The following is a 24,525-nucleotide window of genomic DNA, read 5'->3' on the forward strand; positions in this document are numbered from 1 at the left end:
GTCCGCGGTGCCGGTTACGCGCCGAGCAGGTGCCGTACCCGCTCCTGGCCGACCGCGAGGAGCAGGGTGGGCAGGCGGGGGCCGGTGTCGCGGCCGACGAGCAGGTGGTACAGCAGGGCGAAGAACGTCCGCTGGGCCGTCTTGATCTCGGCCGGGAGTTCCTTCGGCGTGGCGTCGGCGGCGAAGCCGGCCTGCACCTTGGGGACGCCGTAGACGAGGTGGGTGAGTCCGTCGAGCGACCAGTGGTCGGCGAGTCCGTCGAGGAGCAGCCGTACGGACTGCTGGGAGGCCTCGTCGAGGGACTTGAGCAGGTCGACGTCGGGTTCGTCGCGCACGATGGTCCGCTGGTCGGCGGGGACGTGCGTGTTGATCCAGGCCTCGGCCCGGTCGTAGCGCGGCCGGACCTCGTCCAGGGCGGCCAGGGGCTGCTCGGGGTCGAGTTCGGAGAGGATCCGCAGGGCCTGGTCCTCGTGTCCGGCCGTGATGTCGGCGACGGAGGCCAGCGTGCGGTACGGCAGCGGGCGCGGCGTCGCCGGCAGCTCGCCGGCGGCGGTGCCGACGGCGCGGCTGTACGCGGCCACGTCACCGGGCAGGGCGGAGCCCTCGGCGACCTTGGCGGCCAGCTTGTCCCACTCGTCGTAGAGCCGCTGGATCTCCTGGTCGAAGGCGATCTTGAAGGACTGGTTGGGCCTGCGGCGGGCGTACAGCCAGCGCAGCAGCTGCGGCTCCATGATCTTCAGCGCGTCGCCCGGAGTGGGGACCCCGCCCCGCGAGGACGACATCTTGGCCATGCCGGAGATGCCGACGAACGCGTACATCGGGCCGATGGGCTGCTCGCCGCCGAAGATCCCGACGATCTGGCCGCCGACCTGGAAGCTCGACCCGGGGGACGAGTGGTCGACACCGCTGGGCTCGAAGATCACGCCCTCGTAGGCCCAGCGCATCGGCCAGTCGACCTTCCAGACCAGCTTGCCGCGGTTGAACTCGCTCAGCCGGACCGTCTCGGCGAAGCCGCAGGCGGTGCAGGTGTACGACAGCTCGGTGGTGTCGTCGTCGTAGGAGGTGACGGTCGTCAGGTCCTTGCCGCAGCCGCCGCAGTACGGCTTGTACGGGAAGTACCCGGCGGAGCCGGAGCTTCCGTCGTCCTCGGCGGCGGCGCCGGAGCCCTCCTCGGCCTCCAGCTCGGCCGCGTCGACCGCCTTCTGCTGCTGCTTCTTGGCGGGCGCCTTCTTCGTCCGGTACTGGTCGAGGACGGCGTCGATGTCACCGCGGTGCCTCATGGCGTGCAGGATCTGCTCGCGGTAGGCGCCGGAGGTGTACTGCTCGGTCTGGCTGATCCCGTCGAACTCGACGCCGAGCTGGGCGAGGGACTCGACCATCGCGGCCTTGAAGTGCTCGGCCCAGTTCGGGTGGGGCGATCCCTGCGGGGCCGGGACGGAGGTCAGCGGCTTGCCGATGTGCTCGGCCCAGCTCTCGTCGACACCGGCGACACCGGCCGGGACCTTGCGGTACCGGTCGTAGTCGTCCCAGGAGATCAGGTGCCGGACCTGGCGGCCGCGGCGGCGGATCTCGTCGGCGACGAGGTGCGGGGTCATGACCTCGCGGAGGTTCCCGAGGTGGATCGGCCCGGAGGGGGACAGTCCGGACGCGACGACGACCGGTTTGCCCGGGGCCCGGCGCTCCGACTCCTCGATGACCTCATCCGCGAAACGGGAGACCCAGTCGGTGGTCTCGGTGCTCTGAGCCACGATCGGCACGTCCTTCTTTCTGAACGGGGTGACACTCCATTCTCACAGACGCGATCGCGGCCGGGAAAACGGCTTTACCCCCCGTGGGATACTGGCCGGGTCTATCCATCCCCACGAGGAGAACGGCACCCCTTCCTATGGCCTCGGTCACGTCCCTCAGCGACAACGTCCAGCAGCACCTCGCGTCCGCCCTCTCGGCCACCCTGCCGGAGGCCGCCGGCGCGGACCCGCTGCTGCGACGAAGCGACCGGGCCGACTTCCAGGCCAACGGCATCCTGGCCCTGGCCAAGAAGGCGAAGGCGAACCCGCGGGAACTGGCGGCCCAGGTCGTCTCCCGGGTGGTGGCCGGTGACGTGATCCAGGACGTCGAGGTGTCCGGCCCCGGCTTCCTCAACATCACGATCGCGGACAAGGCGATCACCGGGAACCTGGCCGCGCGGTACGCGGACGAGACGGGCCGGCTGGGCGTGCCGCACGCCGAGCAGCCCGGCACCACGGTGATCGACTACGCACAGCCGAACGTGGCGAAGGAGATGCACGTCGGGCACCTGCGGTCGGCGGTGATCGGCGACGCGGTGGTCCAGCTCCTGGAGTTCACCGGCGAGACCGTGGTCCGGCGTCACCACATCGGCGACTGGGGCACCCAGTTCGGCATGCTCATCCAGTACCTGGACGAGCACCCGCACGAGCTGGACCACAAGGCCGCCCAGGTCACCGGCGAGGAGGTGATGTCCAACCTCGACCGCCTCTACAAGGCCGCGCGGGCGCTCTTCGACTCCGACGACGAGTTCAAGACGCGGGCCCGCCGCCGGGTGGTCGACCTCCAGGCCGGGGACGAGCACACGCTCGCCATGTGGCAGAAGTTCGTGGACGAGTCGAAGATCTACTTCTTCTCCGTCTTCGAGAAGCTGGACATGGAGATCCGGGACGCGGACATCGTCGGCGAGTCCGGTTACAACGACATGCTGGCCGAGACCTGCCGCCTGCTGGAGGAGTCGGGCGTCGCGGTCCGCTCCGAGGGCGCCCTGTGCGTGTTCTTCGACGACATCAAGGGCCCGGACGGCAACCCGGTCCCGCTGATCGTGCAGAAGTCCGACGGCGGTTACGGCTACGCGGCCACCGACCTGTCCGCGATCCGCGACCGCGTCTTCCACCTCAAGGCGAACACCCTGCTGTACGTGGTGGACGCCCGGCAGGCCCTGCACTTCCGGATGGTCTTCGAGACCGCCCGCCGGGCCGGCTGGCTGAACGACGACGTGACGGCGGTGCAGCTGGCATTCGGCACGGTCCTCGGCAAGGACGGCAAGCCGTTCAAGACCCGTGAGGGCGAGACGGTCCGCCTGGTCGACCTGCTGGACGAGGCGATCGACCGCGCGTCGGCCGTGGTCCGGGAGAAGGCGCAGGACCTGTCCGAGGACGAGATCGCCGAGCGGGGCGCCCAGGTGGGCATCGGCGCGGTGAAGTACGCGGACCTGTCGACGTCGGCGAACCGGGACTACAAGTTCGACCTGGACCAGATGGTCTCGCTGAACGGCGACACGTCCGTCTACCTCCAGTACGCCTACGCCCGTATCCGGTCCATCCTCCGCAAGGCCGGCGAGGTCGCCCCGGCGGCCCACCCGGAGCTGCCCCTGACCGACGCCGAGCGCGCCCTCGGCCTGCACCTGGACTCCTTCGCGGAGACGGTCCTGGAGACGGCGGCGGAGTACGCCCCGCACAAGCTGGCCGCGTACCTGTACCAGCTGGCGTCCCTGTACACGTCCTTCTACGACAAGTGCCCGGTCCTGAAGGCCGATTCGCCCGCCCAGGTGGAGAACCGCCTGTTCCTGTGCGACGTCACGGCCCGCACCCTGCACCGGGGGATGGCCCTGCTGGGCATCAGGACGCCCGAGAAGCTCTGACCGGACACGCCGGCGACGGCACCGACGGCCCGCCCCTCACGTGAGGGGCGGGCCGTCGGCCGTCTGCGCGGCCAGGAGTTCCCGGGCACGGCGCACGAAGGCCTCCCGCACCGCGTCCGGGCCGAGGACGCGCAGGGGCGTGGCCAGGCCGAGCAGGTAGCGGGCGAGGCCGTCGGCGTCGGGGCCGCCGATGTCCACGACGGTGGCGTCCGGGCCGTCGGCGCGGTGGGTGCCGACGGTGGCGGGCACGATCCGCAGCGCGTCCGCGAGGGGCAGCGGCAGCCGGATGGTGGCCGACAGCGGGTAGGGGCCGTTGGCGGTGTTGCGGGAGACGAGCCGCGCGGGGTCGGGCGGGTCGGTGATCTCCACCGGTCGGCCGGTGGACTGGAGCCGTTCGACGCGGTCGGCGCGGAAGGTGCGCCAGCCGCGCTCCACGTCCCGGGCGACGAAGTACCAGCGCCGTCCGGTGTGCACGAGCCGGTAGGGGTCGACGTCCCGGACCGTGCTGCGGCCCTGCCCGTCGCGGTACGACAGCCGGGCGCGTTCGCCGTGCCGGCAGGCGGCGGCCAGTTCCAGCAGCACGCCGGGCCGGAGCCGGGGCGCGTCGGGCCAGGGCAGCCGTACCAGGGCGTCGTCCCACTCCCCCAGCCGTTCGGCGATCCGGGGCGGCAGCACCTGCCGCAGTTTCAGCAGGGCGGACAGGGCGGCCTGGTCCCCGCCGAGGGCTCCGCCGAGCGCGGCCTCGCGCAGTCCCACGGCCACGGCCAGCGCCTCCTCGTCGTCCAGGATCAGCGGCGGCACGCGTACGCCGGCCCGGAGCCGGTAGCCGCCCCAGGGCCCGGCCTCGGAGTCGACGGTGTAGCCGAGGTCCCGCAGCTTGGCGATGTCGCGCCGCACGGTGCGGTCGGTGACGCCCATCCGGCCGGCCAGCTCGGCACAGGTCCACGAGGGCCGGGCGGCGAGCAGCGCGAGCAGGCGCAGCAGACGGGCGGAGGCACTCGGCACGGGGGAATGTTTCCACACGGCCCGCATAACCAGGACCGTAGGTGTCCGGGTCGGGGTCTACGGTCGTCCCCATGAGCACAGACACCGCTTCCGCACCCGTCTTCCGCTACGCCGGCATCACCTTCGACTGCGCCGACCCGGTCGGGCTGTCCCGTTTCTACGCCGAGATGTTCGGCCTCCCCGTCACCTACACCTCCGAGGAGTTCGTCTTCCTCGGCGGCGGGGACGGCGCGCCGGGCCTGGGCTTCAACCGCCTGGCCGACTACCGCCGCCCCACCTGGCCGGACCCGGCCCAGGAGAAGCAGGCCCACATCGAGGTGGGTGTGGACGACCTGGACGCGGCCGAGGCCCACCTGCTGGGGCTGGGCGCGACGAAACCGGATGCGCAGCCGCAGCCGGACCGCTGGCGGGTCCTGCTGGACCCGGCGGGCCACCCGTTCTGCATCACCACGCTGGTCTGACCGCCCGGCCGCACGGCAACGGCGGTCGGCGCCAAGGGCGTTGTCAGTGCCGAGCCGTACAGTCGGCGGTATGGCGACTCTTCCCAATCCGCTACCCAGGCTGGCCACCGATCCCAGTGGGCGTTCGCTCGGTCTTCAACTGCCGCCCGGCACGCTCGTCGACAGGGCGGACGACGGCCCCTGGCCCGAGCCTTTGTTGTGGTACGCGCAGAAGCCGGCCGCGCCGGGCTCCTGGCGGGCGCTGGGGGCGCCGGGCGCGCGGGTCGGTCTGCTGCCGGTCCTCGTGGACACCGGCGGCGGCCCGGGCAGCCTGGACGACTGGGGGCTGCGGCCGGGTGAGTCGTCGTACCCGGGCGATCACGACGGCGCGGACGTGCTCGCGGAGTACTGGGAGGAGGAGACGGAGGACGGCGAACTCACTGAGGAGATCGAGCCGTTCGGGGCCGGATGGCCCGGGCTCGCGCCCGCCCCCGCCGCGCTGTCCGCCGACCCGGACACCCGGGCCGCGCAGATCGCCGACATGCTGGCCGCCGATCCCGGCCGGGGCGTTCAGGAGGCGCATCTCGCCCTCGTCCCGGCCCGGCGGTCCGCCGACATACCGGCGGCGATCGGCTGGAGCGGTGCCGTCAACTACGAGGCGGACGTGGCCCGGATCTGCGCGGTGCTGCGGTCCTGGGAGGACCGGTTCGGGGCCCGGGTGGTGGCGCTCGGCCCGGACACCCTCGTCGTGTCCGTCGCCGCCCCGCCGGCCACCCGGGAGGAGGCCGAGGCGGTGGCGGCGGAGCACTTCGCGCTCTGCCCGGACAACGTGCTCCAGGGGGCGCAGGACACCCTTCCCGCGTACGCGAAGGAGTTGGTCGGCGCGCCCGCCTGGACCTTCTGGTGGGACTGACGGCGCCTGCCGTCAGCGCAGCTTCTGGGCCGCCTCGGTGGCCCAGTAGGTGAGGATGTTCTGCGCGCCGGCCCGCTTGATGCCGGTGAGGGTCTCGAAGATCGCCTGGTCCCGGTCGATCCAGCCCTTCTCGGCGGCGGCCTCGACCATCGCGTACTCGCCGGAGATCTGGTAGGCGGCGACGGGCACGTCGACCGCGTCCGCGACCCGGGCGAGGATGTCGAGGTAGGGGCCGGCCGGCTTGACCATGACCATGTCGGCGCCCTCGGCCAGGTCCAGCTCCAGTTCCCGCAGGGACTCGCGCCAGTTGGCCGGGTCCTGCTGGTACGTCTTGCGGTCGCCCCGCAGGGAGGAGGCGACGGCCTCGCGGAAGGGGCCGAAGAACGCGGAGGAGTACTTGACGGTGTAGGCGAGGATCGCGACGTCCTCGCGGCCGATCTGGTCGAGCGCGTCGCGGATCACGCCGATCTGGCCGTCCATCATCCCGCTCGGGCCGACGACATGGGCGCCGGCGTCGGCCTGCACCTGGGCCATCTCCGCGTACCGCTCGAGGGTGGCGTCGTTGTCGACACGGCCCTCGGCGTCCAGCACTCCGCAGTGCCCGTGGTCGGTGAACTCGTCCAGGCACAGGTCGGACATGACGAGCAGGTCGTCGCCGACCTCGGCCCGGACGTCCCGCAGGGCCACCTGGAGGATGCCGTCCGGGTCGGTGCCGGCCGTGCCCTGGGGGTCCTTCTTGCCGTCCTCCGGCACGCCGAACAGCATGATCCCGGAGACGCCCGCCTCCACCGCCTCCAGCGCGGCCTTCTTCAGGCTGTCCCGGCTGTGCTGCACGACCCCGGGCATCGCCCCGATCGGCACCGGCTCGGCGACACCCTCCCGGACGAACGCCGGAAGGATGAAGTCGGCGGGGTGCAGCCGGGTCTCGGCGACCATACGGCGCATGACGGGGGTGGTGCGCAACCGTCGAGGACGCGTACCGGGAAACGATCCGTACTTCGTCATGCCCCCTACGCTACGCCCGCCCAAGCGGTGCCTTTGCCGACGCGGAGTCGGCCCCAGCGACGGCGGCGGCGGTCACGGCGGCGACGCGGGCACGGGCCCCGGGCGACGCGCGCAGGGGTGCCCGGGCCGTGGCCCGGGCACCCCTGGAGACGGCGTCAGCCGGAGGTCACGTCGTGGACCGGCGCCTGCGCGCCCCCGGCCGGCGCTCGCTCGGCCGGGTCACCGGGTCGCCCGCCTCCAGGGCCGCGGCCCGTCGCTTCATGCCGAAGTCGGCCAGGGCCTCCGCGAGCTTGTGCACGGACGGCTCCGGGGCCATGACGTCGACCCGCAGACCGTGTTCCTCGGCCGTCTTCGCCGTGGCCGGGCCGATGCAGGCGATCACCGTCACGTTGTGCGGCTTGCCCGCGATGCCCACGAGGTTGCGGACCGTGGAGGACGAGGTGAACAGGACCGCGTCGAAGCCGCCGCCCTTGATGGCCTCGCGGGTGTCCGCCGGCGGCGGCGAGGCGCGGACCGTGCGGTAGGCGGTGACGTCGTCCACCTCCCAGCCCAGCTCGACCAGGCCGGCCACCAGGGTCTCGGTGGCGATGTCGGCGCGGGGCAGGAAGACGCGGTCGATCGGGTCGAAGACCGGGTCGTAGGGGGGCCAGTCCTCCAGGAGGCCGGCCGCCGACTGCTCGCCCGAGGGCACGAGGTCGGGCTTCACGCCGAAGGCGACCAGCGCCTTCGCCGTCTGCTCGCCCACCGCGGCCACCTTGATGCCCGCGAAGGCGCGGGCGTCGAGGCCGTACTCCTCGAACTTCTCCCGGACCGCCTTCACCGCGTTGACGGAGGTGAACGCGATCCACTCGTAGCGGCCCGTGACCAGGCCCTTGACCGCGCGCTCCATCTGCTGGGGCGTCCGCGGGGGCTCGACGGCGATGGTGGGCACCTCGTGCGGCACCGCGCCGTAGGACCGCAGCTGGTCGGAGAGCGAGGCCGCCTGCTCCTTCGTGCGCGGCACGAGCACCTTCCAGCCGAACAGCGGCTTGGACTCGAACCACGACAGCTGGTCGCGCCGGGCGGCGGCGCTGCGCTCGCCGACCACGGCTATCACCGGCCGGCCGCCGTCCGGCGACGGCAGGACCTTCGCCTGCTTCAGCGTCTGCGCGATCGTGCCGAGCGTCGCCGTCCAGGTGCGCTGGCGGGTCGTCGTACCGGCGACCGTGACCGTGAGGGGGGTGTCGGGCTTGCGGCCCGCCGTGACCAGTTCGCCCGCCGCGGCGGCCACGGAGTCCAGGGTCGCCGACACGACCACCGTGCCGTCCGACGCGCCCACCTCCGTCCAGCAGCGGTCGGAGGCGGTACGGGCGTCCACGAACCGGACGTCCGCGCCCTCGGCGCCCCGCAGCGGCACACCGGCGTACGCGGGCACGCCGACCGCGGCCGCGACACCGGGGACGACCTCGAAGGGCACCCCGGCGGCGGCGCAGGCGAGCATCTCCTCGGCCGCGTACGTGTCGAGTCCGGGGTCCCCGGACACCGCACGCACGACCCGCCTGCCGCCCCGCGCGGCCTCCATGACAAGATGAGCGGCATCCCGAGCAGCAGCCGGGACAGCGACGGGTGTTGACGTGCCGTCAACGACCGTCAGCTGGGGCGTGCCCGTGCCCGGCGGGGACACCGTCGAGGAGTCCGCGTCCGTCGGCACCACGGAGACGCCCTGTCGGGCGTGCGTCCGGATCACGTCGAGCACCTCGTGCTCGGCGACCAGGACGTCCGCGTGCGACAGCGCCTCCACGGCGCGCAGAGTCAGCAGTCCCGGATCTCCGGGTCCGGCACCCAGGAAGGTGACGTGCCCGTGTTCCGGACCGGCGGCAGGAAGGGCGGTGGGGCTCACTGTGCTCGCTCCCCCATCAGACCGGCCGCGCCCTGGGCGAGCATCTCGGTGGCGAGTTCGCGACCGAGTGCCCACGCCTGGTCGTGCGTCTGGGGCACGGGACCGGTGGTGGACAGCTGCACCATGCGCGTGCCGTCGGTGGTGCCGACGACGCCGCGCAGGCGCATTTCCTTGACAAACTGCCCGTCGGCCTGGGGCTCCCCCCGCTCCAGCGGAGCCGAGAGCGGGGGAAGGTCGGCGAGCGCTCCTACGGGGGCGCTGCAGCCGGCCTCCAGGGCGGCGAGCAGTGACCGTTCGGCGGTCACGGCGGCCCGGGTGAACGGGTCGTCGAGTTCGCCGAGCGCCGCGACGAGTTCCGCGTTGCCCGCGGCGCACTCGATCGCCAGGGCCCCCTGGCCGGGGGCGGGCAGAACCGTGTCGACCGACAGGAAGTCGGTCACCTCGTCGATGCGGCCGATCCGGTTGAGCCCGGCGGCGGCCAGGACGACCGCGTCCAGCTCGCCGTCACGGACGTACCCGATGCGGGTGTCGACGTTGCCCCGGATCGGGACCGTCTCGATGTCCAGGCCGTGGGCGCGGGCGTACGCGTTGAGCTGCGCCATGCGGCGCGGCGCACCGGTGCCTATGCGCGCCCCGCGGGGCAGGTCGGTGAACTTCAGCGCGTCCCGCGCGACGATCACGTCCCTGGGGTCCTCGCGCACCGGTACGGCGGCCAGGGCCAGTTCCTCGGGCTGCGCGGTCGGCAGGTCCTTGAGCGAATGAACCGCGAAGTCCACCTCGCCCCCGAGCAGCGCCTCGCGCAGCGCCGTGACGAACACCCCGGTGCCGCCGATCTGCGCGAGCGCCTCCCGGGAGACATCGCCGTACGTGGTGATCTCGACCAGTTCGACGGGCCGCCCGGTCACCTGGCGGACGGCCTGCGCCACCTGCCCGGACTGGGCCATGGCGAGCTTGCTGCGCCTGGTCCCCAGCCTCAAAGCCTTCTCACTCATGCCGGTCGGTCCTTCGTCTGTGTGCTGTCCCCGGCCCGGGAGACGGCGGCCACCGTCTCGGGGTCGAGGCCGAACAGGGCCCGCAGCGCGTCCGCGTACCCGGCGCCGCCGGGCTCGGCCGCGAGCTGCTTGACCCGCACGGTCGGCGCGTGCAGCAGCTTGTCGACGACCCGGTGCACGGCCTGGCGGATCTCGCCGCGCTGGCGTTCGTCCAGGTCGGGAAGGCGGCCGTCGAGGCGGGCGATCTCGCCGGCGACGACGTCGGCGGCCATGGTGCGCAGCGCGACCACGGTCGGCGTGATGTGCGCCGCCCGCTGTGCCGCGCCGAAGGCCGCGACCTCGTCGGAGACGATACGCCGGACCTGGTCCACGTCGGCCGCCATCGGCGCGTCGGCGGAGGCTTCCGCGAGCGACTCGATGTCCACCAGGCGGACCCCGGCGAGCCGGTGCGCGGCCGCGTCGATGTCCCGGGGCATGGCCAGGTCGAGCAGGAAGAAGAAGGGCGCGGGCCGCTCGGCGACCGGCTCGGGCCTGCGCCGCTCGGGGATCCGGCCGACGGTGGCGACGGTCGCGGCGAGCGCGGTGATCAGCTCGGTGTCCGCCTCGGGCGTACGGCGCTCCCGGCGCTCCACCGTGGTGCCCTTGTCCACCCAGGCCGCGTGCTGCTCCAGGGTGGCCGCGTCCATGCCGGCCACGGCGGCCTCGCCCATGACGGAGAAGCCGGGCTGTGCGGCGGCCAGGTCCAGCGGGCAGTTCTCGTCGGCGCCGAGGCCGGCGGGGGCCGTCGGGGCCGGGTGCCGTACGGCCGTGGCGCCGGTGTCGGCGACGGGCTGCCCGGTGCGGCCCTCGACCGCCTGCGCGACCGTCTCCGCGGTGAGGACCAGTCCCGTCGCCCCGGTACAGGAGACGACGACGTCGGCACGTGTCAGCTCGCCGGCCACGGCGTCCATGCGCACGGCGCGGGCGCTCACCGCGGTGTCCTCGTCCTCGGCGAGGATCCGGGCGAGCCGCTCGGCGCGGTCGAAGGTGCGGTTGGCGACGACGACCTCGGCGACCCCGGCGCGCGCCAGGGTCGCGGCGGCCAGGGACGACATCGACCCGGCACCGATGACGAGGGCCGTGCGGCCGCGCGCCCAGTCCTGGACGTCGCCGCCCGCGGCCAGCTGCTGAAGGCCGAAGGTGACCAGGGACTGGCCGGCGCGGTCGATGCCGGTCTCGGAGTGGGCGCGCTTGCCGACCCGGAGGGCCTGCTGGAACAGGTCGTTCAGCAGCTTGCCGGCGGTGTGCAGGTCCTGGGCGCGGGCCAGGGCGTCCTTGATCTGGCCGAGGATCTGGCCCTCGCCGACGACCATCGAGTCCAGGCCGCAGGCCACCGAGAACAGGTGGTGGACGGCCCGGTCCTCGTAGTGCACGTACAGGTAGGGGGTCAGCTCTTCCAGGCCGACGCCGCTGTGCCGGGCGAGCAGCGTGGACAGCTCGGCGACACCGGCGTGGAACTTGTCCACGTCGGCGTACAGCTCGATGCGGTTGCAGGTGGCGAGCACCGCGGCCTCGGTGGCGGGTTCGGCGGCGACCGTGTCCTGGACGAGCTTGATCTGGGCGTCCGTGCTCAGCGCGGCCCGCTCCAGCACGCTGACCGGGGCGCTGCGGTGGCTCAGTCCGACGACGAGGAGGCTCATGCCGGCATCACGGCGGGGACTTCCCCGTCGGGTCCCTGGTCGGCGGACTCCCCGCGGGGGGCGGCTGCGGGCAGGGCGCCGTCGCCCGCGGCGGTCTCCTCGCCGGCCTTGCGCTGCTCGTGGAAGGCGAGGATCTGCAGTTCGATGGAGAGGTCGACCTTGCGCACGTCGACGCCGTCCGGGACGGACAGCACGGTCGGCGCGAAGTTCAGGATGGAGGTGACCCCGGCGGCCACGAGCCGGTCGCAGACCTGCTGGGCGGCGCCGGCGGGGGTCGCGATCACGCCGATCGAGACGCCGTTGTCCTCGATGATCTTCTCGAGCTCGTCGGTGTGCTGGACGGGGATGCCGGCTACGGGTTTGCCCGCCATCGCCGGGTCGGCGTCGATCAGCGCGGCGACCCGGAAGCCGCGGGAGGCGAAACCGCCGTAGTTGGCCAGGGCGGCGCCGAGGTTGCCGATACCGACGATGACCACGGGCCAGTCCTGGGTGAGGCCGAGTTCGCGGGAGATCTGGTAGACGAGATACTCCACGTCGTAGCCGACACCGCGCGTTCCGTAGGAGCCCAGGTACGAGAAGTCCTTGCGCAGCTTGGCGGAGTTGACCCCCGCGGCCGCGGCCAGCTCCTCGGAGGAGACCGTGGGGACCGAGCGCTCCGACAGTGCGGTCAGGGCGCGGAGGTACAGCGGAAGGCGGGCGACGGTGGCCTCGGGAATCCCTCGGCTACGGGTCGCCGGTCGGTGTGTTCGGCCAGTTGCCACGGTGCTCCTGCGGGTAGAGCGGGGCTGCAGGCGGTCATACGTCCCCGGACCGCCCCGTCGACAGCAGGCTATGTCTTTGTGAACGCGTGCACAAAGATGGTGTCCGATTTGCCCGGCAGAAGTGACCGGGGTCACGCGCCTTTCGCGCCCATGGCGGGAACCGGCGCATACGCACCGCCGTTCCTTCGTTACTGGGGGCAAAACCGCACACACTCCTCACGAATCCCGCCCCCGAGACCAAACCGCCGTCGATCCTAAGCGACTTTCCGGGCCGGTTTGGACTACTCGGTCAGTGCCCGCTGCAGCCGCTCCTCGTTCACGCGCCAGAACGTGTGCTGCTCGCCGTCGATCAGCACCACCGGGATCTGCTCCCAGTAGCGGTCGTACAGCTCCCGGTCCTCGGTGATGTCCTTCGGCTCCCACGGCACACCGAGGTCGGCGCACACCTTCTCGACCACCACCTGCGCGTCGTCGCACAGATGGCAGCCGGGCTTGCGGACGAGCGTGACCAGCCGCGCGCGCGGCTCGGACCTGCGTCGGAAGAGGGGAGTCATGCCGGCCATTCTCGCGCGCCGCGCGTCCGTTCCGGATCGCTTCTGTCACGACGCCGTCGAGCAGAGTTCACACCGCGCCAACCCGGCGGCGCCGGAACCACCGAACAGACTGGCTATGCTCACGTCATGGCCGCTCTCGGATGGCTCACTCCCCGTAGGCGCTCCGCCACGGCGCGGAGCGTGTTGGCAGGCGAGGCCTCGGCGGAGGCCGCCCGCAAGTCCTCGCAGGAGGCCCCGCGCGCCACGCCGGAGGAACCCGAGTTCCCGGTGTTCGGCGACGACCGGGCCGCCGCCTTCTTCGACCTCGACAACACGGTCATGCAGGGCGCCGCGCTGTTCCACTTCGGCCGGGGCCTGTACAAGCGGAAGTTCTTCGAGACCCGCGACCTGGCCCGGTTCGCCTGGCAGCAGGCGTGGTTCCGGCTGGCCGGCGTCGAGGACCCCGAGCACATGCAGGACGCCCGCGACTCGGCGCTGTCGATCGTCAAGGGCCACCGGGTCGCCGAGCTGGAGTCGATCGGCGAGGAGATCTACGACGAGTACATGGCCGACCGCATCTGGCCCGGCACCCGCGCCCTCGCCCAGGCCCACCTGGACGCCGGCCAGAAGGTGTGGCTGGTCACCGCGGCCCCGGTCGAGATCGCCCAGGTGATCTCCCGCCGGCTCGGCCTGACCGGCGCGCTCGGTACGGTCGCCGAGTCCGTCGACGGCGTCTACACCGGCCGGCTGGTCGGCGAGCCGCTGCACGGGCCGGCCAAGGCGGAGGCGGTGCGCGCGCTGGCCGCGGCGGAGGGCCTGGACCTCTCCCGCTGCGCGGCCTACAGCGACAGCCACAACGACATCCCCATGCTGTCCCTGGTCGGCCACCCCTACGCCATCAACCCGGACGCCAAGCTGCGTCGGCACGCCCGCGAGAAGGACTGGCGGCTGCGCGACTACCGCACCGGCCGCAAGGCGGCGAAGGTCGGCATCCCGGCCGCGGCCGGCGTCGGCGCGGTCGCCGGCGGCACCGCGGCGGCCATCGCCCTGAGCCGGCGCCGCCGCTGACCCGCGCGGCCGCGTCCCGCTCCCCCGCTCCCTCGCGACACACCACCCCTGCCGGCGCGCACGAATTATGCCGCGGCCATTTCAACACGCCCCGTAATTCACCGAAACAGGCGCCATACCGGTCAACAACCGATCAACTTACGGAACTTGACCCGGCACCAAACGGTTGGAGATGCGACGCAATCGATGATTTGAGCAACTCGGTGTAGCAGTGCCTGCACGAAGCGTTATTCTCCTCAGACGCAAACCGGTACCTGTCCGTCGCTACGACGGGTGAAAGGTTCCGCACTGCACGTGATGGAAGCTCTGCCTCTGGGAGTCCCGTGTACCCACACGTCGGGGTTGACGCCTCGGGCCTGGCTACGCTGCGCGCAAGGATCGCGACGGTCAAAGAGACGCTGCGCGGCTTCGTCCCCACCGCGTACGCCGTCCCGGCCTTCGCCGGCGCCGCGCCCGCGAGCCCGTGCTACGCACTGGCCGACGGCAGCGCCGCCGTCGGCAGACGAGGGCGTGCCACCGGCGCGGCCACCGCCCGCCGTCCGGCCGCCGACAGCGACAGCGCCCGGATGATGGACCTGGTCGAACGCGCCCAGGCGGGGGAGGCCGAGGCCTTCGGGCGGCTCTACGACCAGTACAGCGACACGGTGTACCGCTACATCTACTACCGCGTCGGAGGCCGGGCCACCGCCGAGGACCTCACCAGCGAGACCTTTCTGCGGGCGCTCAGAAGGATCGGCACCTTCACCTGGCAGGGCCGCGACTTCGGGGCCTGGCTGGTGACGATCGCCCGGAACCTGGTTGCCGACCACTTCAAGTCCAGCCGCTTCCGGCTGGAGGTGACCACCGGCGAGATGCTCGACGCCAACGAGGTCGAGCGCTCCCCGGAGGACTCCGTCCTGGAGTCGCTGTCGAACGCCGCCCTGCTGGAGGCCGTACGGCGGCTCAACCCGCAGCAGCAGGAGTGCGTGACGCTCCGCTTCCTCCAGGGCCTCTCGGTCGCGGAGACCGCCCGCGTCATGGGCAAGAACGAGGGCGCCATCAAGACCCTGCAGTACCGCGCCGTACGCACCCTCGCCCGGCTGCTGCCGGACGACGCCCGCTGAACCACCCACCCAGGGTGACGGCCAACTGACCTACAGTGAAGGCGCGTTGCCTTTCCCATCCGTTCATCCGCCGTCCGTAACCCAAGTGCCGCGCCAGTCGTTGTGCGGGATACAGGCTCCCTGTGGTCACGTCCTGGCCGACCCTGATCGCTCGATCGTGTGAAGTGGTCGCGGGCGTGCAACCCTCAGGACCCCCTGGGGAGTCGACCGTCATGACGAGAGGAGGTGCCGCCAGTGATCGCGAACGTATCGGCGCACCGGCGGGCGAACGCCTTCGCCCAGGCTCTGGAGGAGCAGTCCGACCGGGACACGGCGGCCGAGCAGTCCGCAGCACCGGCGGAGTCCCCGCCGGCCGAGGAACTCACCGAACAGGGCGCGCTGCTGGCCCTGGCGGAGGGTCTCGGCGCACTGCCCAAGCCGCAGCTCGACCCGGAGGTCAAGGTCGTCCAGCGGGCCCGACTGGTGGCCGCGATGGAAGCCATGCTCCAGGAGGGAACCGGGGCGGCGGATGCGTCGGTACCGGAACAGCGGTCCCACCGGGCCAGGGGCGCGCACCGGGCGAGCCCGCTGGGCAAACTCCGCCCGCGCACCAGACTGACCAAGGGCCTCGCGGCCGGCGGACTGAGCGTGGGCGTGGCCGCCGGAGCCTTCGGCGGGGTCGCCGCCGCCAGTTCCGACGCCCTGCCCGGCGACTCGCTGTACGGCCTGAAGCGCGGCATCGAGGACTTCAAGCTCAACTACCTGACCGACGGCGACGACCAGCGCGGCCAGACCTACCTCGACCAGGCCTCCACCCGGCTGAGCGAGGCACGCCGGCTGCTGGAGCGCGGCCGGGGCGGCCAGCTGGACCACGAGTCCCTCGGTGAGATCCGCCGCACCCTGGCGGGGATGCAACACGATGTCACCGAGGGCCACCGGCTGCTCCACGCGGCCTACGAGGCCGACCCGGACTCCCTGGGTCCCATCCAGGCGCTGTCCGCGTTCTCCAGATCCCACCGCGAGGCCTGGAGCGCGCTCAGAGACAAGCTGCCCGTCCAACTGGGCGACGTCAAACAGCAGGTGTCCTCGGTCTTCGACGCCATAGACCAGGAGGTCGCCCCGCTGCAGTCCATGCTCCCGCAGCCACCCGCGCAGCCGGGCGGCGGCAAGCACCCGGGCGGCTCCGGCCCGGCGTCCACCGGTTCCGCCGGCGGCCACCGGTCCACCGAGCCCAGCTCGTCCGGCAACACCCCGTCCGCCGGCAAGCACAGCGGCGCGGGCACACCGAGCGGAGCGGCCACCGGCAGCAGCGGTGACGGGCTCCTCGGCGGCGGTACGGGCGGCCTGCTCGACCCGCCGAAGACCGGACCGGAGGGCACCACGCCGTCCGCCGGCAAGACCCCGACGGGCCAGCCGGACGTCACCATCCCGCCGCTCCTCCCGGACCTGCTGCCGGGCCTGGGCATCGACGGGCAGGACGCGGGCTGACGCGGTACGGGCACGGCATCGGGGGCGCCCCTTTCCGAGCAGGGGCGCCCCCGGTGCCGTAGACACCCGAAACGTCAGAAGAACACCGAGCGCCGCTGCACCAGGAGCTTGTACAGCGTGTGCTGGATCTGCTCCCGCACCTGGTCGGTCAGGTTGAACATCAGCATCGGATCCTCCGCCGCCTCCGGCGGATAGCCGTCCGTCGGGATCGGCTCACCGAACTGGATCGTCCACTTGGTGGGCAGCGGGATCGCCCCCAGCGGCCCGAGCCACGGGAAGGTCGGCGTCAGCGGGAAGTACGGGAAGCCCAGCACCCGCGCCAGCGTCTTGGCGTTGCCGATCATCGGGTAGATCTCCTCCGCGCCGACGATCGAGCAGGGAATGATCGGCGCGCCCTGCCGCAGCGCCGTCGAGACGAAGCCGCCCCGGCCGAACCGCTGGAGTTTGTACCGCTCGCTGAAGGGCTTCCCGATGCCCTTGAAGCCCTCCGGCATCACTCCGACCAGCTCGCCCTGGGCCAGCAGCCGTTCCGCGTCCTCGGCGCAGGCCAGCGTGTGCCCCAGCTTGCGGGCCAGCTCGTTCACCACCGGCAGCACGAAGACCAGGTCGGCCGCCAGCAACCGCAGGTGCCGGCCGGCCGGATGGTGGTCGTGCACCGCCACCTGCATCATCAGGCCGTCCAGCGGCAGCGTCCCGGAGTGGTTGGCGACGATCAGTGCCCCGCCCTTCGCCGGGATGTTCTCGACGCCCTTCACCTCGACCCGGAAGTACTTCTCGTACACCGGCCGCAGCAGCGACATCAGGACCTGGTCGGTCAGCTCCTCGTCGTACCCGAAGTCGTCGACCTCGTAGTCCCCGGTGAGCCGGCGCCGCAGGAAGGCCAGCCCGGCCGCCACCCGCCGCTCCAGGCCGCCGTCCCCGCCCTCGGCGTCCGACGGCGCCGAAGGCTGCGACGGCCCCGGCGGCTCCTCCTCGCGGCTCACAGGCCCATCATCCTGCGCCCGCCCCCGGCCCGGCAGGGGCTGCACGGCGCCGATCCCGCCCGGCTCCCCGAGCGCACCGCGCCGACTCCCCGCGCTCCGGCGCCGCGCCGGGCGCTGTGCGGCGCTCCCGCGGTTCCGGTCGTCGTCGAACGGAATGACCTTGGCGTCCGCCATCGTTGCCGCTCTCCTCAGTTGGCGCCGTGCGTCTGGGGGTGGCCGCCCGCCCTCGCGGCCAGCGCGGCGAGCCGGTCCACGGCCCCCGCGAGGGTCCCGGGGGGCAGCAGCCCGGGGGTCTGACCGCGCGCGAAGTCCGCGAAGGCCTCGGCCGTCGTGTAGCGGGGCGTGAAGCCCAGCGTCTCGCGCATCTGGGCGGTGTCCACCACCCGCCCGTGGGTGAGCAACCGGATCTGCTCCGGCGAGAAGTCCGTCATACCGAGAGTACGCACCAGGGAGCCGGTCCAGGTGACCGCGGGCAGCAGCAGCGGCACGGTGGGCCGCCCGAGCCGCCGGGAGCACTGGGAGAGCAGCAGTACGCCGTCCCCCGCGATGTTGAAGGTGCCGCTGTTGAGGGTGCCCCGGCGCGGCTCGTGCGAGGCGATCCGCAGCACCTCGATCACGTCGTCCTCGTGGACGAACTGCAGCCGCGGGTCGTAGCCGAACACGGTCGGCAGCACGGGCAGCGCGAAGTACGAGGCGAGCGGGGTGTCCGCGGCCGGCCCGAGGATGTTGGCGAACCGCAGCACGCACACGGCGACGTCCGGCCGCCGCCGCGCGAACCCGCGCACGTAGCCCTCCACCTCGACGGCGTCCTTCGCGAAGCCGCCGCTGGGCAGCGACTTGGGCGGGGTCGTCTCGGTGGACACGGCCGGATCACGCGGCGCCGAGCCGTAGACGTTCGTACTGGACTTCACCACCAGCCGGCGCACGGCCGGCGACTTCTGGCAGGCGCCGAGCAGCTGCATGGTGCCGATGACGTTGGTCTCCTTGACCGTGGCCCGGCTGCCGCCGCCCAGTGCCGTGCCCGTCACGTCCATGTGGACGACCGTGTCGGCGCCCGTCTCGGCGAGCACCCGGGCGATCGTCGGCTGCCGGATGTCGGCCTGGATGAAGTCGGCGCCGCCCAGATGGTGCGCCGGCGGTACGGCGTCCACCGCGATGACATGGTCGACCTCCGGGTCCCGCTGGATCCGCCGTACGAACCGGCCGCCCAGCTGCCGGGCCACTCCGGTGACGAGCACGATCCTTCCCAAGATCAGCGCCTTCCTTCCGCGTAACCGGTATCCCGCGTTCCCGTGTGCGGCCAACCTAGCCGGTCGACGTTGTGCCGGGATGACCCCAGGGGCGCCCGTCGGCCGGTTTTCCCCCGTCGGTATATGCCTGTGGCCCCCCACCACTGAGGTGGGGGGCCACAGGGCCACGCTCTCGCGACGCCGCTTACTTCTTGTTGCGGCGCTGAACGCGCGTGCGCTTGAGCAGCTTGCGGTGCTTCTTCTTGGCCATCCGCTTGCGCCGCTTCTTGATAACAGAGCCCACGACTACCCTCGCTCACTTCTCATCACTCGGTTGTTTGGGCGCCATGGGCCCACACGACCTACGAGGGGCTAGCCTACCCAACCGAGCGCCGAGGTCGTAATCGAGGAGGTACCCCCAGGTCACCGGGGGGTTGCCGTCATGCCGTCTCCACCCCCACATAGCTGTCGCGGAGGTACTCGTGTACCGCTTGCTCCGGGACGCGGAACGACCGTCCCACCCGGATCGCGGGCAGATGACCGCTGTGCACCAAGCGGTACACGGTCATCTTCGACACTCGCATCACCGAGGCGACTTCCGCCACGGTAAGGAACTGAACCTCGTTCAGAGGCCTCTCGCCAGCTGCAGCCATGACACACCTGAACCTTCCGCACTCGACGGCCACCGGCTTCCCCTTCCGGTGACTCTTCGTCGTTGCGTGCTCACTCCCCAGACTAGGGGCGGGTGATGCGAGTGGGGAAGAGGTGCACCCATCGGCGGCCTACCGTGACAGACGGGCTCGATTGAGTACGTAGCGGGTCAGTGGCGTGTAGTGAGCAGACCGCACTGCGTCATCAACCGGAACGACGACGGACACCCGCCCCTCGGCCTCCCCGACGAACAGCGCGGGATCGTCGGTGTCGGCCAGACCGATCGCCTCGAACCCCAGCTGACCTGCGCCGCAGACCCAGCCGTGGTCGCCGACGACCAGCTCGGGCAGCGGCCCGCCGGCCTCGGCCGCGGCCTCCAGCGCGACCCTAACCGGGAGGGGCGAGTGGGTGTGGGAGCCCGGCTCACAACCGGGGCGCCCGCTCGCCGGTTCCCGCGCCAGGGCAACCCCTCGTACGTAGTCGAGGCGATGGGTGCGTAGGCCGAACCGGGTCAATATGTCGACACAGCGACCCTGCGCGGGGGTGAGGATCTCACATCCCGCCGTCGACAGGGCGTCCGCGAGACCGGCGTAGAAATCCAGTAGCCGGTGCGGGTGTCCGGTGCCCAGCAGCACGGGCGCGCCCCGCCGGGCCGCCTCCCGGAGCCGGCCCGCGAAGGCGTCCAGCGCGGCGAGCGTCAGGTCCGGGTCGATCACGTCCGGTCCGCGGGTGTGCCGCGGATCGGCCGAAACCCCGCACCTCCGCGCCATCAGCCCGAGCAGGTCCCGGACCTGCCAGGCGCCTTCCGGGTCGAGCCCGATGAGCGCCCGCGGGTCCCGGGCGGCGAACAGCCGGTAACTGCGCAGGCTGTCCTCCCGTGAGGTGGCCACGACCCCGGCCAGCCGAGCGGCCACCAGATGCGCACGGAGACGAGTGGCGGTCCACACGGATGCGATGGTGGCCGACGGGAGGCGGGGTGGGGGCGGAAACGGGGGAATTCCGCACGGTCGGCCTAATGGGGCCTGGTGGGGCGTGGTGGTCGCTCGGCGGGGGCGCCCCTGATGGCCTCTCAGGGGAGCGGTCGCCTGGGCCGGAGGGCCCGTCAGATGGTGATCCCGTCAGGGAAGGAGCCCCGCGGCCCGTACGACTCCCTCAGGGAAGCAGTCCGCGCAGGGGGAACGCCGCACGCCGGGTCGCCAGTACGGCCTGGTCCACGCGGTCGGCGGGGTCGTAGCCGTCCTCCCACGCGCCGTACTCCACCGGCCACCGCCCGTCCGTCATCCGCCGCGGCCCCGGCTGGCGGGTCCGCGCGAACACGTCCTGGCGCCACCCCTCCGGGATCACCGCCTCCGGCGCCACCGGCCGGCCCGCCGCGATCCCCACCAGATGCGTCCACGACCGCGGTACGACGTCCACCACCGCGTAGCCGCCCCCGCCCAGCGCGACCCACCGGCCGTCCGCGTACTCGTGCGCCAGCTCGTGGCACGCCACCTGCACCGCCCGCTGCGCGTCCAGCGACACCGCGAGGTGCGCGAGCGGGTCCTCGAAGTGCGTGTCGGCCCCGTGCTGGGAGACCAGGACCTGCGGCCGGAACTCCGCGAGCAGCTCAGGCACCACCGCGTGGAAGGCCCGTACCCACCCCGCGTCCCCGGTCCCGGCCGGCAGCGCCACGTTCACCGCGGCCCCCTCCCCCGCGCCCGCCCCGGTCTCCTCCGGCCACCCGGTCTGCGGGAACAACGTCCGGGGGTGCTCGTGCAGCGAGATGGTCAGCACCCGCGGGTCCTCCCAGAACGCGGCCTGCACCCCGTCCCCGTGATGCACGTCGACGTCCACGTAGGCGATCCGCTCGGCCCCCAGCTCCAGCAGCCGGGCGATCGCCAGCGAGGCGTCGTTGTAGATGCAGAACCCGGCGGCCCCGCCCGGCATCGCGTGGTGCAGCCCGCCCGCGAAGTTCACGGCGTGCGCGGCGTCCCCCCGCCACACCGCCTCGGCCGCGCCCACCGACTGGCCCGCGATCAGCGCGGACACCTCGTGCATCCCGGCGAACGCGGGATCGTCGCCCGTGCCGAGCCCGTACGACCCGTCCGCCCCCGCCGGATCCGCCGACACGGCCTTCACGGCGTCGATGTAGTCCTGCCGGTGGACCAGCCGCAGCGTCGACTCGCCGGCCGGTTTCGCCGCGACGACCTCCAGTTCCCGGTCGAGCCCGAAGGCACCGACCAGCCGGCGGGTCAGCTCCAGCCGGACCGGATCCATCGGATGGCTCGGACCGAAGTCATAGCCCGTTACTCCCTCGTCCCACATCAGCTGTGCGCGGCCGCTCATGCCCGCCACCGTATCGGTCCGGTTGAGCGGCGAACGACCTGGCGTACCCCAGTGTCACCAGGACCAACACCATCGGCACGAGCATGGCCCCCCGGTAGCTCCAGGCGTCCCCGAGCGCCCCCACCAACGGCGAACCGATCAGGAAACCCACGTAGTTGAAGATGTTCAGCCGCGCGATCGCCGCGTCCGAGGCGTGCGGGAACAGCCGCCCGGCCGCCGCGAACGTCTGCGGCACCAGCACACACAGACCCAGCCCCAGCAGGGTGAACCCGAGCATCCCCAGCCACGCGCCGGGCGCCACGGCGACCACCGCGAACCCTCCGGCCGCGACCATCGCACCGAGCCGTACGACCGCCGCCGCCCCGAACCGCCGTACCCCGAGGTCCCCGAGCGACCGCCCCACCAGCGTGGTCACCATGTACACGTTGTACGGCACGGTCGCCAGCTGCTCCGAGCTGCCCAGCACGTCCTTCAGGTACTTCGCGCTCCAGTTGGAGACCGTCGAGTCCCCGATGTAGGCGAAGGTCATCACCAGGCACAGCGGCAGCAGCAGCCTGAACACGACGGTCCCGCGCTCCCCGCCCCGCTCCGGAGCCGGCACCGGCGCCGGCTCCCCGTCGACGTACCACCGGCTGCCCACCAGCGTCGCCGGCAGCAGCACGGCCACCACCGGCAGGTACGACACCCACAGCGCCAGGTGCCAGTGCGCCCCGGCCCACGCCAGCGAGGCCCCGAGGATCCCGCCCAGGCTGTAGGCGGCGTGGAAGCTGAGCATGATGCTGCGCCCGTACGACCGCTGGAGGCTGACCCCGAGCATGTTCATGGACGCGTCCAGCGCCCCCACCGCGAGCCCGAACACGCCGAGCGCCGCCGCGAGCCCGGCCACCTGCCCGTGCCCGGCCGCCCCGACGCCGAGCAGCGCCAGCAGCACCACCGGCTGGGACCAGCGCAGCAGCTTGCTGGGCCGTATCCGCTTCACCAACTGCTCGGTGGTCACGCTGCCCACACCGGCGAGGACCGGCACGGCGGCCAGGACGGCCGGCAGCAGCGCGTCGGAGATGTCGTACCGGTCCTGGATGGCCGGGATCCGCGTCACCAGCAGGGCGAAGGCGACGCCCTGGGCGAAGAAGCCGAACGCCAGCGAGGCCCTACCGCGCCGCAGCACATCAGTCATGGCGGCGAGAGTAGGGCCCCGGGCTACCTGTGGGTAGATCCAGCCAAAGATGAATTCCGCTCAGCTCAGGCGGCGAGGGCCGGTGCGGGCTGCGGCGCCCGGCCGGTCTCCACCTCGGCCGCGAGCATCCGCTCCATCGGTCCGACGGCCAGCCCACCGCTGACCACGAATCCGATCGCCATCGCGACGATCAGGACGACGGAGCCCAGCCACACCATGGTGTCCACGGGAAGGGTGTACGCACCCACGGCCCGCGCGGCGCACTCGGTCAGCAGGACCAGTCCCCACACCACGGAGAACGCCCGCTCCTTGGACCGGAAGTCGGCCGACCCGGCTGCCGCCCCGGACATCAGCCGCTGCCAGGCGGCCTCCTTGACCGCGTCGCCCTTGACGAGGAAGGGCTTCATGCCGGCGGTCATCATCGGCTTCCCGAGCCGGACGGAGACCAGGATTCCGATGGCGACCGTGCTGCTGATCACGCTGTCCTTGGCCAGCATCAGCCGCGGATCGCCCGAGACGAAGCTCAGCAGCAGCGAGACGACGTTGACGACGAGGATGAGCCCCGCCAGCGCGTTCGTCGTGCGCTCCCTGACCAGGCTCCACACCGTCCGCAGCGCGGGGACGACGCTGCTCCAGGCGAGCGCCGCGAAGGTGCTCATCCCGAAGGCGTTCTTGAGGAGGTAGTACGAGCCGAGCGGCACCGCCACGTCGATGAGCAGCGGCTTGAAGTTGTCCGCCACGCGCGGCTTCCGGTCCTGGTTCCCCGTCTTCTTCGTCATGCCCCCAGCTTCCCCTCCGGGCGGCGTCCCGCAGTAGAAACGAACGTCCGGTGCTCCGCATGACAATTGTCAGCCTGCCCCGACGACCGGGGTCATACCAGCAGGTCAGGCAACTCGCCCAGGTCCGAGAAGAGTTGGTGGGCGCCCGCGAGCCTGGCCGCCGGTGTCATCGCGGTGAACCCGTAGACGTCCATCCCGGCCGCCAGGGCCGCCTGTACGCCCAGCGGGGAGTCCTCCACGACCACGCACCGCGCGGGGGCCGCTCCCATCCGCTCGGCGGCGTGCAGGAACAGATCCGGCGCCGGCTTGCCCCGTCCCACGTCCTCCGAGCTGAAGACCCGCTCCTCGGGGAACCACCGGTCGAGCCCGGTCGTCCGGTGCCCGACCCGGATCCGCGCATGGCTCCCGGAGGAGGCCACGCAGTACGGCACCCCGTCCGCGACCAGCTTCCCCAGTACGGCCTCCACGCCGGCCACCGGCCGCAGCTCCCGCTCGAACGCGGCGAACACCCGCCGGTGGAAGACCTCGTCGAACTCCGCGGGCAGCCGCTGTCCGGTCCGTTCCAGCACCAGGTCGTGGATCCGGTGCATCGCCGATCCCATGTAGTCGCGGACGGAGTCCTCGTAGGAGGTGGGGTGCCCCAACTCGGTGAGGTAGGCGGCCAGGAGCCGGTTGGAAATGGGCTCGCTGTCCACGAGGACACCGTCGTTGTCGAAGATGACGAGGTCGTAGCGCATGCAGTCACCCTAAACGCAGAAAACCCCCGCACCGGAGTGCGGGGGTTTCCTTCAAAATTTGTTCGGCGGTGTCCTACTCTCCCACAGGGTCCCCCCTGCAGTACCATCGGCGCTGTGAGGCTTAGCTTCCGGGTTCGGAATGTAACCGGGCGT

Annotated in this window: 23 protein-coding genes and 1 rRNA gene; 6 read left to right on the plus strand and 18 right to left on the minus strand. The window is 72.2% G+C overall.

Going from position 1 to position 24,525, the window contains the following annotated elements; genetic code table 11:
- Window positions 1-14 precede the first annotated feature (14 nt).
- Window positions 15-1,757 (minus strand): lysine--tRNA ligase, encoded by a 1,743-nt coding sequence (gene lysS, locus ACZ3ZD_RS23970; RefSeq protein ID WP_467400765.1) that lies wholly within the window; start codon window positions 1,755-1,757, stop codon window positions 15-17.
- A gap of 128 nt (window positions 1,758-1,885) precedes the next feature.
- On the opposite strand from lysS, the gene argS reads away from it, so the two are divergent.
- Window positions 1,886-3,649, plus strand: coding sequence for an arginine--tRNA ligase (gene argS / locus ACZ3ZD_RS23975; protein WP_467400769.1), 1,764 nt, complete (start codon window positions 1,886-1,888; stop codon window positions 3,647-3,649).
- Window positions 3,650-3,685: 36 nt separating this feature from the next.
- Here argS and ACZ3ZD_RS23980 read toward each other — a convergent pair whose 3' ends face one another.
- Window positions 3,686-4,654 (minus strand): helix-turn-helix transcriptional regulator, encoded by a 969-nt coding sequence (locus ACZ3ZD_RS23980; RefSeq protein ID WP_467400771.1) that lies wholly within the window; start codon window positions 4,652-4,654, stop codon window positions 3,686-3,688.
- Between the two features lie 71 nt (window positions 4,655-4,725).
- Here ACZ3ZD_RS23980 and ACZ3ZD_RS23985 point away from each other — a divergent pair, with 71 nt between their 5' ends.
- Window positions 4,726-5,115, plus strand: a complete 390-nt coding sequence (locus ACZ3ZD_RS23985; RefSeq protein ID WP_467400773.1) for a VOC family protein — start codon at window positions 4,726-4,728, stop codon at window positions 5,113-5,115.
- A 70-nt stretch (window positions 5,116-5,185) separates the two neighbouring features.
- Entirely contained in the window at window positions 5,186-6,007 is an 822-nt protein-coding gene (locus ACZ3ZD_RS23990) for a DUF4253 domain-containing protein (protein WP_467400776.1), read from the plus strand.
- Window positions 6,008-6,019: 12 nt separating this feature from the next.
- Here the strand turns inward: ACZ3ZD_RS23990 and hemB are convergent, their stop codons facing one another.
- The 6 genes from hemB to ACZ3ZD_RS24020 form a co-directional block, all read right to left on the minus strand.
- Window positions 6,020-7,012, minus strand: coding sequence for a porphobilinogen synthase (gene hemB / locus ACZ3ZD_RS23995; RefSeq protein ID WP_467400778.1), 993 nt, complete (start codon window positions 7,010-7,012; stop codon window positions 6,020-6,022).
- Between the two features lie 166 nt (window positions 7,013-7,178).
- Entirely contained in the window at window positions 7,179-8,891 is a 1,713-nt protein-coding gene (locus ACZ3ZD_RS24000; RefSeq protein ID WP_467400780.1) for a bifunctional uroporphyrinogen-III C-methyltransferase/uroporphyrinogen-III synthase, read from the minus strand.
- Window positions 8,888-9,883: a hydroxymethylbilane synthase gene (gene hemC / locus ACZ3ZD_RS24005; protein WP_467400781.1), complete on the minus strand. Its 996-nt coding sequence runs from the start codon at window positions 9,881-9,883 to the stop codon at window positions 8,888-8,890. The genes ACZ3ZD_RS24000 and hemC overlap by 4 nt, the downstream gene beginning before the upstream one ends.
- Window positions 9,880-11,562, minus strand: a complete 1,683-nt coding sequence (locus ACZ3ZD_RS24010; protein ID WP_467400783.1) for a glutamyl-tRNA reductase — start codon at window positions 11,560-11,562, stop codon at window positions 9,880-9,882. The genes hemC and ACZ3ZD_RS24010 overlap by 4 nt, the downstream gene beginning before the upstream one ends.
- On the minus strand, window positions 11,559-12,323 hold the full coding sequence (locus tag ACZ3ZD_RS24015) for a redox-sensing transcriptional repressor Rex (protein ID WP_467400786.1): 765 nt from the start codon (window positions 12,321-12,323) through the stop codon (window positions 11,559-11,561). The genes ACZ3ZD_RS24010 and ACZ3ZD_RS24015 overlap by 4 nt, the downstream gene beginning before the upstream one ends.
- Before the next feature lie 281 nt (window positions 12,324-12,604).
- Entirely contained in the window at window positions 12,605-12,877 is a 273-nt protein-coding gene (locus ACZ3ZD_RS24020; protein WP_467400788.1) for a glutaredoxin family protein, read from the minus strand.
- A 126-nt stretch (window positions 12,878-13,003) separates the two neighbouring features.
- On the opposite strand from ACZ3ZD_RS24020, the gene ACZ3ZD_RS24025 reads away from it, so the two are divergent.
- The 3 genes from ACZ3ZD_RS24025 to ACZ3ZD_RS24035 all read left to right on the plus strand — a co-directional run bounded on the left by ACZ3ZD_RS24025 (window position 13,004) and on the right by ACZ3ZD_RS24035 (window position 16,494).
- Window positions 13,004-13,924: an HAD family hydrolase gene (locus ACZ3ZD_RS24025; protein WP_467400790.1), complete on the plus strand. Its 921-nt coding sequence runs from the start codon at window positions 13,004-13,006 to the stop codon at window positions 13,922-13,924.
- 323 nt (window positions 13,925-14,247) lie between these two features.
- On the plus strand, window positions 14,248-15,027 hold the full coding sequence (locus tag ACZ3ZD_RS24030; protein ID WP_467400793.1) for an ECF subfamily RNA polymerase sigma factor, BldN family: 780 nt from the start codon (window positions 14,248-14,250) through the stop codon (window positions 15,025-15,027).
- Between the two features lie 234 nt (window positions 15,028-15,261).
- A complete protein-coding gene (locus tag ACZ3ZD_RS24035; RefSeq protein ID WP_467400794.1) occupies window positions 15,262-16,494 on the plus strand; it encodes a DUF5667 domain-containing protein in 1,233 nt (410 codons plus the stop codon).
- Window positions 16,495-16,568: 74 nt separating this feature from the next.
- Here the strand turns inward: ACZ3ZD_RS24035 and ACZ3ZD_RS24040 are convergent, their stop codons facing one another.
- The 10 genes from ACZ3ZD_RS24040 to rrf all read right to left on the minus strand — a co-directional run.
- Window positions 16,569-17,651, minus strand: coding sequence for a lysophospholipid acyltransferase family protein (locus tag ACZ3ZD_RS24040; protein ID WP_467400797.1), 1,083 nt, complete (start codon window positions 17,649-17,651; stop codon window positions 16,569-16,571).
- 14 nt (window positions 17,652-17,665) lie between these two features.
- Complete coding sequence (locus ACZ3ZD_RS24045; protein WP_467400799.1) at window positions 17,666-18,727, minus strand: NAD-dependent epimerase/dehydratase family protein; 1,062 nt, start codon at window positions 18,725-18,727, stop codon at window positions 17,666-17,668.
- A 184-nt stretch (window positions 18,728-18,911) separates the two neighbouring features.
- Window positions 18,912-19,010 (minus strand): 30S ribosomal protein bS22, encoded by a 99-nt coding sequence (locus ACZ3ZD_RS24050; RefSeq protein ID WP_003948845.1) that lies wholly within the window; start codon window positions 19,008-19,010, stop codon window positions 18,912-18,914.
- A 136-nt stretch (window positions 19,011-19,146) separates the two neighbouring features.
- Window positions 19,147-19,359, minus strand: a complete 213-nt coding sequence (locus tag ACZ3ZD_RS24055; RefSeq protein WP_121791081.1) for a helix-turn-helix domain-containing protein — start codon at window positions 19,357-19,359, stop codon at window positions 19,147-19,149.
- A gap of 129 nt (window positions 19,360-19,488) precedes the next feature.
- Window positions 19,489-20,304: a phosphatase gene (locus tag ACZ3ZD_RS24060; protein WP_467400802.1), complete on the minus strand. Its 816-nt coding sequence runs from the start codon at window positions 20,302-20,304 to the stop codon at window positions 19,489-19,491.
- A gap of 205 nt (window positions 20,305-20,509) precedes the next feature.
- Complete coding sequence (locus tag ACZ3ZD_RS24065; RefSeq protein ID WP_467400805.1) at window positions 20,510-21,682, minus strand: acetoin utilization protein AcuC; 1,173 nt, start codon at window positions 21,680-21,682, stop codon at window positions 20,510-20,512.
- Window positions 21,633-22,856, minus strand: coding sequence for an MFS transporter (locus tag ACZ3ZD_RS24070; RefSeq protein WP_467400808.1), 1,224 nt, complete (start codon window positions 22,854-22,856; stop codon window positions 21,633-21,635). Before ACZ3ZD_RS24070 ends, ACZ3ZD_RS24065 begins: the two co-directional genes overlap by 50 nt.
- Before the next feature lie 65 nt (window positions 22,857-22,921).
- Entirely contained in the window at window positions 22,922-23,635 is a 714-nt protein-coding gene (locus tag ACZ3ZD_RS24075) for a VC0807 family protein (RefSeq protein ID WP_467400810.1), read from the minus strand.
- A gap of 92 nt (window positions 23,636-23,727) precedes the next feature.
- Window positions 23,728-24,372: an HAD family hydrolase gene (locus ACZ3ZD_RS24080; RefSeq protein WP_467400813.1), complete on the minus strand. Its 645-nt coding sequence runs from the start codon at window positions 24,370-24,372 to the stop codon at window positions 23,728-23,730.
- Between the two features lie 60 nt (window positions 24,373-24,432).
- Window positions 24,433-24,525, minus strand: a 5S ribosomal RNA gene (rrf, locus tag ACZ3ZD_RS24085); the annotation flags it as partial.

Source organism: Streptomyces sp. NPDC023481 (genome assembly GCF_055560195.1).

What these genes read in the sequence shown, in the direction of transcription:
- argS (WP_467400769.1), top strand. Translation starts at nt 1,886, where the DNA reads ATGGCCTCGGTCACGTCCCTCAGCGACAACGTCCAGCAGCACCTCGCG.
- ACZ3ZD_RS23985 (WP_467400773.1), top strand. Translation starts at nt 4,726, where the DNA reads ATGAGCACAGACACCGCTTCCGCACCCGTCTTCCGCTACGCCGGCATC.
- ACZ3ZD_RS23990 (WP_467400776.1), top strand. Translation starts at nt 5,186, where the DNA reads ATGGCGACTCTTCCCAATCCGCTACCCAGGCTGGCCACCGATCCCAGT.
- hemB (WP_467400778.1), bottom strand. Translation starts at nt 7,012, where the DNA reads ATGACGAAGTACGGATCGTTTCCCGGTACGCGTCCTCGACGGTTGCGC.
- hemC (WP_467400781.1), bottom strand. Translation starts at nt 9,883, where the DNA reads ATGAGTGAGAAGGCTTTGAGGCTGGGGACCAGGCGCAGCAAGCTCGCC.
- ACZ3ZD_RS24010 (WP_467400783.1), bottom strand. Translation starts at nt 11,562, where the DNA reads ATGAGCCTCCTCGTCGTCGGACTGAGCCACCGCAGCGCCCCGGTCAGC.
- ACZ3ZD_RS24020 (WP_467400788.1), bottom strand. Translation starts at nt 12,877, where the DNA reads ATGACTCCCCTCTTCCGACGCAGGTCCGAGCCGCGCGCGCGGCTGGTC.
- ACZ3ZD_RS24025 (WP_467400790.1), top strand. Translation starts at nt 13,004, where the DNA reads ATGGCCGCTCTCGGATGGCTCACTCCCCGTAGGCGCTCCGCCACGGCG.
- ACZ3ZD_RS24040 (WP_467400797.1), bottom strand. Translation starts at nt 17,651, where the DNA reads ATGGCGGACGCCAAGGTCATTCCGTTCGACGACGACCGGAACCGCGGG.
- ACZ3ZD_RS24055 (WP_121791081.1), bottom strand. Translation starts at nt 19,359, where the DNA reads ATGGCTGCAGCTGGCGAGAGGCCTCTGAACGAGGTTCAGTTCCTTACC.
- ACZ3ZD_RS24065 (WP_467400805.1), bottom strand. Translation starts at nt 21,682, where the DNA reads ATGAGCGGCCGCGCACAGCTGATGTGGGACGAGGGAGTAACGGGCTAT.
- ACZ3ZD_RS24070 (WP_467400808.1), bottom strand. Translation starts at nt 22,856, where the DNA reads ATGACTGATGTGCTGCGGCGCGGTAGGGCCTCGCTGGCGTTCGGCTTC.
- ACZ3ZD_RS24075 (WP_467400810.1), bottom strand. Translation starts at nt 23,635, where the DNA reads ATGACGAAGAAGACGGGGAACCAGGACCGGAAGCCGCGCGTGGCGGAC.
- ACZ3ZD_RS24080 (WP_467400813.1), bottom strand. Translation starts at nt 24,372, where the DNA reads ATGCGCTACGACCTCGTCATCTTCGACAACGACGGTGTCCTCGTGGAC.